This window comes from Thioalkalivibrio sp. ALE22, assembly GCF_000381445.1.
Lineage (GTDB): Bacteria > Pseudomonadota > Gammaproteobacteria > Ectothiorhodospirales > Ectothiorhodospiraceae > Thioalkalivibrio.
Window position 1 is genome coordinate 1 of record NZ_KB906511.1, and the last position, 11565, is coordinate 11565.

Consider the following 11565-nt stretch of genomic DNA (forward strand, 5'->3'; position numbering starts at 1 on the left):
TGCGCCGTGGAATGCGCCCGCTGGGGCTGCTGCGTTCGCTGGGCGTGATCCGCCGTTAGGGAGACGCTGATTGAATCGCACGTCCGCGTTGGTGCCCCCTGTTTTCCGAGACAAGGCGCGTCGTGCAGCGGGTAGTGGTTCTACCCGCAAGCGGCGCAACGCAGGATCGGGGAACAGGGGGCACCAACCCCACAAGCCATTGAAAGCAGGGGCTCGGCCGCTTTTGCGCGGGAACGGCGTTGCGGCTCCCTTGTGCAGAATGACTGCACGGCAGTCACCGCGCCTTGTTCGCACGCAAAAGCGACTCGAGCGCGGACGTGCGATTCAATCAGCGTCTCCCTAGACGCACGCCCCGGTGCCCTTGGAAACGACGCTTCCGCAGGTCTACACTCCCCGCGCATCCATTAAGGGAAACACTATGAATACCAAGACGTTGCTGGTGATCATCTTCGCCGCCCTGATCGCGCTGGCGGGCTGCCGCGGCACGGTTCCCGTGCAGGACATCAGCGATACCACGGTCACGAATGTCGACGGCGACCGTCCGAGCGCCGAGCAGATGGAACGCGCGATCCGCACCGCCGGGGCTTCGCTGGGCTGGCGCATGGAAGAGGCCGAGCCCGGGCTGCTGGAAGGCCGGCTCAGCCTGCGCGACCACGTCGCCGTGGTGGAGATCCCGTTCGCTGCGGGCGAATACAGCATCCGCTACAAGGACAGCGCCAACCTGAACTACGAAGACGGCACGATCCACCCGAACTACAACAACTGGATCCAGAACCTGGACAACCAGATCCGCGCCCAGATCTCCGCCCCCTGATCCATCGCCGAAAAAGGGCATCTACAGGAAGACTGGAAGAGCGGAAGGAATACAGGGGGAATAATCCGCATGGATTTTCCCAACGCCACAACCCATCTTCCGGTCTTCGTACCTTCCTGTTAGCGCTTTTCGCCTTTTTCCGTCAGCTTCGTGGAGTGATAACCGGTTGGTTCCGCGGCGGCGGTCAGTCGGGGCGCGGGCGGTCGTCCGGCTTGCGGGGCTCTTCCCCCGAACCCTTGGCGGCGGGCTCGTCGTCCTGGGCGTCCGATTCGTTGGCGCCGCCGGCGGCCTCGCCCGGGCCGGTCCCGTAATCGCGGCGTGTCATGTGCGACAGCAGCTGGCCGGCGCGGTCCTCGAGGCGGTCGCGGGTCGGTTTGTCCGCCAGCTCCTCGGCGCTCTGGGCCAGGTGGTGATAGAGGTCGCGGTAGGACCCGGCCATGGTCGCGAACAACGTGGCCGTGCGGTCGAAGTGGTCGTTGACCTGGCTGCGGTAGCGCGTCAGTTCCTGCATGCGCCGATCCAGTTCCTCTTCCAGCTCGCGGATCAGCTTGCGTTCGTCACTGGTCACGCGCCCCACCCAGAAACCCACCAGGGCGGCGATCACGATGGCCAGGATCCCGAGGGCCACCCACAGCCCCACTGCTGTCTGCTCTTCCACCACGACATCCTCTGCAAATGGAGGGGCCATTGTGCCGCAGGCCCCGGTCGAACGCACTTCCGGGCATGCTAACCTCGCCACACAGCCAGGAACCCGGAAGACCCGCATGATCGATCCACAACACGCGCAACAGATCCGCCAGGCCCAGGCCGGCCTGATCAACCTGGTGGTCCAGGCCACCCAGAACCCGGAAACCCGCCGCGAGCTGGAGCCGGTCCTGAACCAGGCCCACGAGGCTGGCTGGGGCGAACTGATCCAGCGCATTCGCCGGGTACTCGACGGCGAGCGCGACCCTTCCCTGCTGCAGGGTCTGGACGACGAGGACACGGTGATCCTGACGGCCATCCTGAACGGGCTGCAGGACCCCTCCACCCTGCCCGACCCGGAGCAAAGCGGAGACCCGGCCCAGGCGGCCCCGGGACTGGCGCAGATGATCCACGGAGCCGCCCGCGGCGATGCCCAGTCGCTGCACTGGCTGTCCCAGATGGCCGAGCAGATGAGCCGCGCCGGGGGCGACATGGCCCGCCTGGGCGGCATTACCAAGCGCCTGGTGGACGGCGAGCGCGACCCCGACGTGCTGTGTCGCGGCATGGGCTCGCAAGGCGAATCGCTGGTGCTGTCCATCCTGTCGGAACTGGGCAAGCTCGAACGCCACTGACCCGACATGCGCCGTCGCAGCGACAACGCGGCCCCGCTACGGCGCCGCTTCCGTCTTCCGCCCTGGCTCCTTGCGGTACTCAGTCTGTGGCTGCTGCAGGGCTGCGCGGCCGTGACGCTGCAACCACCGGACGACCCGGAAGGCCCGGTTACCGTGGCCCTGCTGGACCATGGACGACACTCCAGCCTGATCCTGCCAGCCGGGAAACCGGGGGCCTGGCTGCGCTACTCCTACGGCGACTGGGTCTTCTATGTCGAACGCCGGACCGGACCGCTCCAGGGGATCTCCGGGTTGCTCGTACCGACCCGCGCCGCGCTCGGACGCCAGGTACTGACCGGCCACGAGCTCGGGCCATCCACGGTGGGGCAACTTCGGGTACCACTGGCGGACTTTTACCTGCTGACGGTTCCGGGGGCACGAGTCGAGGTCCTGCGCGACGAGCTGGAAGGCATCTGGCAAGCGGGATACGACGAACGCAAGACCTCGCCGGAATGGGACATGGCCTTCGTCGAGCATCCGGAGGCCTACACCCTGCGCAACAACTCCAACCGCATGGTCGCGCGCTGGCTGACGGCGCTGGACGTCGACGTCTCCCGCGCCCCGATCCTGTCCAACTGGCAGACCGAGTCCCCCTGAGTTCGCAAGGCACTTTTCACCACGAAGCACACGAAGGCACGAAGAAACCCGCAAGAGCATTTACAGGAAGATGCGAAGGTCAGAAGGGGGCGAGAGGGTGCGCAATCCTCGTGGCTTGTGCATCGTCTCAGGAATCTTCCGATCTTCGCGTCTTCCTGTTGGCGCTTTCTGGATTTTCTTCGTGCCTTCGTGTGCTTCGTGGTGAACAAACGGGGTGCACCCGTCAGAGGTCGTGGGCCCACTCGAGGACGGCGTCCTGCAGGTTGCGCCCCATGCCGCGGTGGGCGCGTGGATCGTTGACCAGCACGACCACCGCCAGATCATCGCCACCCCGCGTCCGCACATAGCCGGCCACCGCGGAGACCTCGTTCAGATGCCCGGTCTTCAGGTGCATCTGCCCGCGCAGGTCGCGCTGGCTGCCATTGCGGAAGCGGTTGCGCAAGGTCCCGTCCAGGCCGGCCAGAGCCAGGGAGGACTGGAACTCCGGGCGGTGCGGGTGCTGCCAGCCCGCCTCCAGGATGCCGCCGAGCTGCCGCGCGGTCATCCGGGTATCGCGGCTGAGTCCGGAACCGTTGTCGACCACCATGCCACCGACTTCGACCCCCAACCCGCGCAGGGATTCCAGCAGGGCCTGCTGCCCCTTCTCCAGCGTGGCCGGCGGCGTGAAATGCCGCGCCCCCAGGGTCAGCAGCAGATGGCGGGTCATCACATTGGAGCTCCACTTGTTGGAGACCCGAATCAGATCCGCCAGCGGCCGCGAGGTGTGGCGCAGGATCGGTTCGTCATACAGCACCGGTAGCACGCCCGGGCGGATATCGCCGGTTAACTCGCCGCCCCACTGCGACCAGTGCAGACGGAACATCTCGGCGTGATTGGCCTCCGGCGCCAGGACCGAGCGCAGCAGTTCGTAGTCGCCACAGTTGACCGGGTACTCGCCAGCCAGGGTTACGCGCTGCGCCTCCGGGTCGGCGTCAAAGCGGATCCCGCGCTGCCAGGCCCCGCAGCTTCCGCGCGTCGGCTGCAGGCGATTCACGAGTTCCAGCCCCGGCAGCGGCGGGTCCACGGTCACGTCGATCCCGCTTCCATGCCGTTCCGGGCGCACACGAAAGCGCTGCGCGCTGGCATTCACGTGCAGGGCATAGGGCAGCTGGTTGTAGGCCCGCAGCGGCTGGTCGTTGAAGCCAGACGGATCACCGGGCGGCAGCTCGAAATGCGAGGCGTCGAGGATCACGTTCCCGTCGATGCGCTGCAGCCCGGTCTGGCGCAACTGGCCCAGCATGCGCCAGTGCTCCTCGCTGACCATCCCGGGATCGCCGGTGCCCCGGATCACCAGATCCCCCCGCAGCACGCCGTCGCGCACCGGGCGCGTCGCCCAGACCTCGGTGGTCCAGGTGTAGTCCGGTCCCAGCTCGTGGAGGGCCGCCAGCGAGGTCGCCAGCTTGATGGTCGAGGCCGGGTTGTACGGCTGGTCCACGTTGAGTCGCGCGAGCACCGCGCCATCGGACATCCGCTGGACCCACAACCCGACGTTCTCCGGCGGCAGGCGCTGGCTCTCGATCGCACGCTGCAACGGCTGCGGGAGGTGTTCGAACTGCGCCTTTGTCGCCAGCGGCGCAAGCCACAGCGACAGTATCAGACACAGGGCAATGGCCCATCCGGAACCAACCGGAACAGGGCCAGGGCGGCGCGGAAAAAGACGAGGGGGCATAGGGGTCCGACCATCCTGCAAACGTGCGGGGCAACAGCCCCTATAGTGTGCCGGCGCCCCCGCCGGGACAAGCCCTCCGGACGGACGACGTCACGCCCTGGACCAGGGAAAATCGACCACCTGGTCGATCCTGGAGACGCCCAGCAACTGCATCAGCAATCGGTCCACGCCCAGGGCCACGCCCGCGCAGTCCGGCAGTCCGGATTCCAGTGCCGCCTCCAGATGGCGATCCACAGGTGGAAGCGGCTGGCCCCGGGCACGGCGCAGGGCGATGTCCCGGGCGCGGCGCTGACGGAAGACCTCCGGGTCGGTCAGTTCGTGGTAGCCGTTGGCCAGCTCCAGATCCCCCCAGTAGAGCTCGAAACGGGCGGCATAGCCCGGGCGTTCGGCACAGGGGCGCGCGAGCACAGCCTGACTCTCGGGATAGTCATGAAGGATGGTCAGCCGGTCCGGCGGGAAGCCGGGGGCAATCACCAGACTGATCAGGGCGTCCAGCCAGCCGTCCCGGTCCAGTTCTCCGCCCACCGTGAGCCCGTGCGCCGCCGCGACCCGCTCCAGCCCCGCGGCATCCGCCGCGAGCGGATCCACCCCCAGAGTGGTCTGAAACAGGTCCGCGTAGGCGACCTCCTCGCAACCCCGCGGCGCGCGCCATTCGGGGGACAGCCCCGCCTGGTCCGCGATCAGCGCAACCACCTCGCGCGCCAGCGCCCGGTGGTCCAGCCCGTGGCGATACCACTCCAGCAGGGTGAATTCAGGGTTATGGCGTAGTCCCGACTCACCCGCGCGGAAGACCCGGGCGATCTGATAGATGTCCGGGGCGCCATCCGCCAGCAGGCGCTTCATCGGGTATTCGGGCGAGGTCTGCAGGAAGCCCCGCTCGCCACCGAGGGATCGCGCCTCCCAGCTCTCCAGCATCGGGTCCTGGGGTGCGCCCCGGCCGAGGACCGGGGTCTCGACCTCGAGCACCCCGCGCGCCGCGAAGAACGCCCGCAGCCCGGCCAGCAGGCGCGCACGCGCCATCCGGGCCGGCGCCGCACCCGGCCGCCAGTCGCTCATCTCGTGGAGGCCGGCAGGATCGGGATCAGACGCGCGAGACGTATTCGCCGTTGCGGGTATCCACCCGCACCGTCTCGCCTTCCTCGACGAACAGCGGGACCTTGACCACCGCACCGGTCTCCAGGGTCGCCGGCTTGGTACCGCCCTGAGCGGTATCGCCGCGCACGCCCGGATCGCACTGGGTAATCTTCAGCTCGGTGAAGGCCGGCGACACCACCGACAGCGGCTCGCCGTTCCACAGGGTCACGGTGCAGATATCCTGCTCCTTCAGCCACTGCCCGGAATCGCCCAGCGCGGCCTCGCTCACGGCATACTGCTCGAAGGTGTCCGGCACCATGAAGTGCCAGAACTCGCCATCGTTGTAGAGATACTGCATCTCGGTGTCCATCACGTCGGCCGCCTCCACCGACTCGCCGGACTTGAAGGTCTTCTCCAGCACCCGGCCCGTACGCAGATTGCGCAGCTTGACCCGGTTGAAGGCCTGGCCCTTGCCCGGCTTGACGAACTCGTTTTCCACGATGGCCTGCGGATCGCCGTCCAGCAGTAGCTTGAGACCGGCCTTGAATTCGTTGGTACTGTAGGTTGCCATTGCGTGCTGTTCCTCGATGATGCGTGGCGCGGGCATACCGCCCCGTCCGGAAACGATTCATGCCCACAAAGCCCGTCATGATAACGCGCGAGCCGCGCGGAACCCAGCCACCCGCGCCGCCTGCCACGCCGGCCTGGCAGCAGGCGCTGGCGCGCTCGGTCGCCGATCCCGAGGCCCTGGCCGCACGCCTCGGGTTGCCGCTCGACGACCTGCCGGGCATGCAGACCGGGCACCGACTGTTTCGCACCCGCATCCCGGAGAGCTACCTGGCGCGCGTGCGCCCGGGGGACCCGCGCGACCCGCTGCTGCTGCAGGCCCTCCCGGATGCCCGCGAGGCCCTGGAGGCCCCGGGCTTCGTCAGCGACCCGGTCGGCGATCACGACGCCCTGGCCGCACCCGGCGTGGTGCACAAGTACCACGGCCGCGTGCTGCTGCTGACCACCGGGGCCTGCGCCATCCACTGCCGGTACTGCTTTCGCCGCGAATTCGACTATTCCGAGCACAATCCGGCCCGGGATGACTGGGCGCCCGCGCTGGAGTACATCGCGGCGCATCCGGACATCCGCGAGGTCATCCTCAGCGGCGGCGATCCGCTGAGCCTCTCCGATACCCGCCTGGCCCGACTGGCCCAGCGGCTGGACGCCATCCCGCACCTGGAACGCCTGCGCATCCACTCGCGCCTGCCGGTCGTCCTGCCGGAGCGGGTCGACGACCGCCTGCTGGATTGGCTCGGTCAGGGGCGGCTGCAGCACATCCTGGTGCTGCACGCGAACCACCCGCGCGAATTCGCCGCCCCGGCCGACGCGGCACTCGTCCGCCTGCGCGCCGCCGGCGTTATGCTGCTCAACCAGGCGGTCCTGCTGGCCGGGATCAACGACGATGCCGAGACCCTGAGCGAACTGCAGGAGGCCGGCTTCCGCCTGGGCGTCCTGCCCTACTACCTGCACCAGCTCGACCGCACCCGCGGCACGGCCCATTTCGAGGTTTCGGATCGCCGCGCACAAGAACTCCACCGGGCCCTCCATGCGCGGCTGCCAGGCTACCTGGTTCCACGCCTGGCGCGCGAGATCCCGGGTGCATCCGGGAAGACCCTGCAAGCCCCGTAGGCCGGGCGGGAGCAAAGGCCGACGCCTCCCACACCAAAAACACGGTTTGCTGCTACAGTAGCGCCAGACCCGGGGCGTGAACGCGCCCTCCGGAGAGTCCCACGCAACCGGCCCAGCGACCACTGGACACGCCCATGCTGCACGCCCTGCCCGAGCTGCCCGCCCAACCGGCCGGCCCTGCCAGCTTCCCGCACCGGACGCCGCAGGCTCTGCGGGCCTGGTGCGCGGAACTGCCCGGCAGCGAGCCCGAGCTCGGCATGCAGCAACTCGGCAAGGCCCTCGAAGGGCTCAACCAGATCGCGCTGCGGCCCGGGGTCCGCGCCAGCCTGCTGCGCATACTGGAGGACCACCTCCTGCCCCTGTTCCCCGTGCTGGAGCGCCTGCTGCGCCAGCGCCCCCTGCCACTGGGGCGCCGCAGCCGCGATCGTGCCGAGGTCCTCGGGAGCGCCCTGCGCGCTCTGCTCAGGGCCGAACTGCTGGTGGTCCGGGAGCGCATCGACGCCGACGACACCCGGCATGCGGAACGCCTGACCGCGCCCCTGCAGGCCGCCGTCGCGCTGCTGGGCGCGCTCGCCGTGCACCACTGGCGGCTGTATCAGAACCTGCCCTCCGGTCACTGGCAGCAACTCTACGACCTGCTGCGCCTGGCACGGGCCCAGCACATCGCCGACCACGGCCCCGCCACCGACCAGCGCTTCGGGCCGCTGCATACGGATCGTATCGAGGCCATGAGCGCGCGCCTCATGGTGCTGGGGAGCACCGACCCGAACGCCCTGAAGATGGGCGAGATGGACTTGCTGGTTCGCTGGATCAACGCGATCGCGCTGACCTGCACCGCCGCTCCCGACCCGGACCCGCATCCCGACCTGCCGGTGCTGCGCTGCGAGCTCGAGCGCGACCATGCGCCGGGACTGGTCCTGCGCGACCAGCCCGCCGGCGACCTGGCCTGCTTCGTGGAGCTGGGCCCGGCCCTGGCCGCACTGCGCGACGCCCCGGAAAACCTCGAGCCGGTGCAGACCGGCAATGCACAGGCCCTGGCCGAGCATCTCCTGCGCCTGTGGTCGCACCTGCCCACCCGGCGGCACAGTCGCGAGCGCGCGGGCGACCTGCAGCAGGTCTGCGTCATGGGACTGGAGCGCATCCATGACTTTCTGCTGGCGGAGATGGAGCGTCGCCGTGACGCCAGCGCCCGGGAACTCGACACGGACGAGAACGGCGAGGCCGGCCTGAAGTCCGTGCAGCAGCGTGATCGCGGCGTCAGCGTCTTCGAGATGTCGCCCGCGGCACTGCGGGGGTCGGATCTCGCTCTGGTCGACAGCCCGCCCGCCGCCGGTCGCGACAGCGATCTCCGGCCGCTCGCGGACGACACCCCCGGCCCCGCCGCGACCGCCTGGGAAGACGTCGGGCGCGGCCTCGAGATCGCCGGCCACGACGAACCGACAGGGCCCATCACCAAGCGCCATCCGCCGGAACACTGGCAGGTGGACGACATCGGCGCCGGGGGCGTCCGCCTGTGCCTGGACGCACCACAGCAGCCCTTGTTGATTGGCGACCTGGTCGGGCTGCGCGCCGTGGACGGCCACCGCTGGACGGTCGGGGTGCTGCGCTGGATTCGCTTCGACGATCAGGTCGGCGAACGCATCAGCATCGGCGTGGAGTTTCTTGCCAATCGCTGCCTCCCCATGCAGATCCAGGATTTTCGCAACGGGGTCGCCGCCGGGGTCCCGCAGCCGGGCCTGTTTGCGCCACAACGAACGGATGCCGACGGGGCCGCCCTGTTCCTGCCGGCCCAGGTCTTCGACCACGAAAAACGGGTGGTCTGCTGGCTGAACGACCGCGCCCGCGTTCTGGAACTGGACAGCGAGCGCACGGGGACTACCCTGTTCACCGAGGTGGGCTGCCGCATGACTGCGCTCGAGGTCGGCAGCCCGACCGCGGAATCCCCCGGCACGGAGGCGGACCCCGGCCTCGCGAATGACAACGGACTGTCCCTCACCACCCGCAACCGCGACGACCAGGCCCCATGAACGAGACCATTCGTACCCTCTTCGTTACCAGTAATCCGAACCGGGCGGAAGAGGTCATCAGCAGCATCCGAACCCGCGGCAGTGCGATCCGCCCGGAGCAGGTTTCGACCACCGACGCCCTCGCCGAGGCGCTGGAGAACCGGCGCTTCGACGTGATCGTACTGATCGAACCCGGCCTGAGCCTGGCCCGCGAGCACGTGGACGAGGCCCAGCATGCCTCCGGCCGGCGGATCCCGGTCGTGATCCTGACCGAACGCCCGGAAGCGGAACGCGTGGATGACTACGAGGCCGGTGCGTACGCGGTGGTGGATCACGAACTGCACGAACTGGCCAGCCTCCTCACCATTCGCGCCGCCGAACAGTTCCAGCTGCGCCAGCGACTGGGTCGCATGGACGCGTCGCTGCAGGAGTCCGAGCGCCGCTGCCAGCTGTTGCTGGACAACTCGCGCGACGCCATCGCCTACGTCCACGAGGGCATGCACATCTACGCCAACGCCTCCTGGCGCGAACGCTTCGGCATCGGCGACCCGGAGGACGTTGACGGCCTGCCGCTGATGGATCTGGTCGCGCCGGAGAGCCGCGACGAACTGAAGGGCCTGCTGCGACGCTTCCAGAACGGCGAGGAGGGCGAACAGACCCATCAGGCCTTCCAGCTGCAGGCCTTCGACGGCACTCCGTTCGAGGCCAACCTGCGCCTCTCCACCGCCAGCGTCGAGGGCGAGGCCTGCACTCAGGTCCTGCTGGATTCGGCCCAGGAGGACCCGGAACTGGCGGAGAAGATCGATTACCTGTCGCAGCGCGATCTGGTCACCGGCCTCTACAACCGCCAGCACTTCACCGGCATGATCGAGACCGCGCAGGGCCAGGCCGCGCAGTCGGAGAAGCCCTTCGCCCTGATCACGCTGGCGGTGGACCGCTTCGCGGAGATTCGCGCCAACGTCGGTATGTCCGCCAGCGACCTGCTGCTGGCCGACATCGGCAAGCTGATCGAGGACCAGTTCCCCGAGCCGGCCATCACCGCGCGCCTGGAGGCCGAGCACTTCGGCATCCTGGTGCCGGATACCCGCCGCAACGAGGTGGAGAGCCGCGTCCACGGTCTGATGAAGGCGGTCACCGGGCGCGTGTTCGAGCTCGGCAACGCCTCCACCAACTGCACCCTGTCCGCCGGCATCGTGATCGCCGACGAGACTGCGGTGGATACCGAGGAGCTACTGTCGCAGGCCGACCGCGCACTGCAGGAAGCGGTGGAAGCCGGCGGCGGGACCCACTGCTTCTTCCGCCCGGCCGAGGGCGAGATGACCCAGGCACAGGCCGACCAGCAATGGCGGCTACGCATCCAGGACGCCCTCGATCACGACCGTCTGGAGCTGCTGTACCAACCGATCGTGAACCTGCACGGGGCCGACCGGGCGCGCTATTCGGTGTTCGTGCGGCTGCGCGATGCCGAGGGTCATATCCACGAACCGGAGGCCTTCCTGCCCAGCGCCGAGCGCACGGAGATGGCCCAGCCCATCGACCGCTGGATCCTGAAGACCGCCCTGGGCGTCCTCGCGGAACAGCTGAAGAAGGACCCCGGTACCCAGTTCTTCCTCAAGCTGACCAATGGCTCGCTCGGCGATCCCTCGGTGGTCAGCTGGCTGCACGACGACCTGCACGCCCTGCGCATCCCCGCCGACAACGTGGTGGTGGAGCTGAAGGAACCCACCGTGGTAACCCACCTGAAGCCGGCGATCCACGTGGCCCGGGGCCTGCAGGAGATGCACGGCCACCTGTGCATCGACGACTTCGGCAACGGCCTGAACCCGTTCCAGCTGCTGCAGCACCTGGAGGCGGACCACATCAAGCTGGACCCGTCCTACGTGAAGAACCTGGCCGAGAGCGAGGAAAACCAGCAGCTGATCCGCGAGCATACCGAGGCCGCGCACGCCAAGGGCAAGCAGGTGATCGTGCCGTATGTCGAGGACGCCAGTGTGCTCGCCGTGCTCTACAGCCTGAACGTCAACCTCGTGCAGGGCTACTTCCTGCAGGCGCCGATGCCGGCCCCCACCTTCGACTTCGCCTCGACCTGAGCCCCGCGCGCCCTCACTCCATTTTTCACCACAGAGCGCACAGAGAACACGGAGAAAAGCGGTCTACAGGAAGACGGGAAGATCGGAAGAGGGATGATGTGGGCGGTTGCGTGGGCACTATCGGTGCCGTGCCACGCGGCGGTCAACGGTCCATCCCTTCACCCAAAAAATCTGTCTGTCTTCCAAACTTCCTGTAAATCGCCCTTGCGCCCTTGCCCGTTTTTTCTCCGTGGCCTCTGTGCAC

General features: G+C 68.3%; 10 protein-coding genes. 6 read left to right on the top strand and 4 right to left on the bottom strand.

The genetic code is table 11. The annotated features are described in order from the left end of the window. Positions 1-418 precede the first annotated feature (418 nt). Positions 419-814 carry a hypothetical protein gene (locus tag F793_RS0111420; RefSeq protein WP_018882464.1) on the top strand — a complete coding sequence of 132 codons (396 nt, stop codon included), beginning with the start codon at positions 419-421 and terminating at the stop codon, positions 812-814. Positions 815-998: 184 nt separating this feature from the next. Here the strand turns inward: F793_RS0111420 and F793_RS0111425 are convergent, their stop codons facing one another. Continuing rightward, on the bottom strand, positions 999-1472 hold the full coding sequence (locus F793_RS0111425; RefSeq protein WP_026279162.1) for a YhcB family protein: 474 nt from the start codon (positions 1470-1472) through the stop codon (positions 999-1001). A 106-nt stretch (positions 1473-1578) separates the two neighbouring features. On the opposite strand from F793_RS0111425, the gene F793_RS0111430 reads away from it, so the two are divergent. Next, positions 1579-2130, top strand: a complete 552-nt coding sequence (locus F793_RS0111430; RefSeq protein WP_018879928.1) for a hypothetical protein — start codon at positions 1579-1581, stop codon at positions 2128-2130. Positions 2131-2136: 6 nt separating this feature from the next. Next, positions 2137-2766 (top strand): hypothetical protein, encoded by a 630-nt coding sequence (locus tag F793_RS0111435; protein ID WP_018882465.1) that lies wholly within the window; start codon positions 2137-2139, stop codon positions 2764-2766. Positions 2767-2989: 223 nt separating this feature from the next. Here F793_RS0111435 and dacB read toward each other — a convergent pair whose 3' ends face one another. From dacB to efp, 3 genes are all read right to left on the bottom strand, one after another. Further along, on the bottom strand, positions 2990-4390 hold the full coding sequence (dacB, locus tag F793_RS0111440) for a D-alanyl-D-alanine carboxypeptidase/D-alanyl-D-alanine-endopeptidase (protein WP_026280883.1): 1401 nt from the start codon (positions 4388-4390) through the stop codon (positions 2990-2992). A gap of 174 nt (positions 4391-4564) precedes the next feature. Then, positions 4565-5530: an EF-P lysine aminoacylase EpmA gene (epmA, locus tag F793_RS0111445; protein WP_018882466.1), complete on the bottom strand. Its 966-nt coding sequence runs from the start codon at positions 5528-5530 to the stop codon at positions 4565-4567. A gap of 25 nt (positions 5531-5555) precedes the next feature. Next, entirely contained in the window at positions 5556-6119 is a 564-nt protein-coding gene (efp, locus tag F793_RS0111450; protein ID WP_026280884.1) for an elongation factor P, read from the bottom strand. 77 nt (positions 6120-6196) lie between these two features. Between efp and epmB the strand changes: the two genes are divergently transcribed. The 3 genes from epmB (at position 6197) to F793_RS0111465 (ending at position 11321) form a co-directional block, all read left to right on the top strand. Beyond that, on the top strand, positions 6197-7225 hold the full coding sequence (gene epmB, locus F793_RS0111455) for an EF-P beta-lysylation protein EpmB (protein ID WP_018882468.1): 1029 nt from the start codon (positions 6197-6199) through the stop codon (positions 7223-7225). 134 nt (positions 7226-7359) lie between these two features. Further along, a complete protein-coding gene (locus F793_RS0111460) occupies positions 7360-9252 on the top strand; it encodes a hypothetical protein (RefSeq protein WP_018882469.1) in 1893 nt (630 codons plus the stop codon). Continuing rightward, the gene (locus F793_RS0111465; RefSeq protein ID WP_018882470.1) at positions 9249-11321 is read left to right on the top strand and encodes an EAL domain-containing protein; all 2073 of its coding nucleotides are present in this window, start codon (positions 9249-9251) and stop codon (positions 11319-11321) included. The genes F793_RS0111460 and F793_RS0111465 overlap by 4 nt, the downstream gene beginning before the upstream one ends. Positions 11322-11565 lie beyond the last annotated feature (244 nt).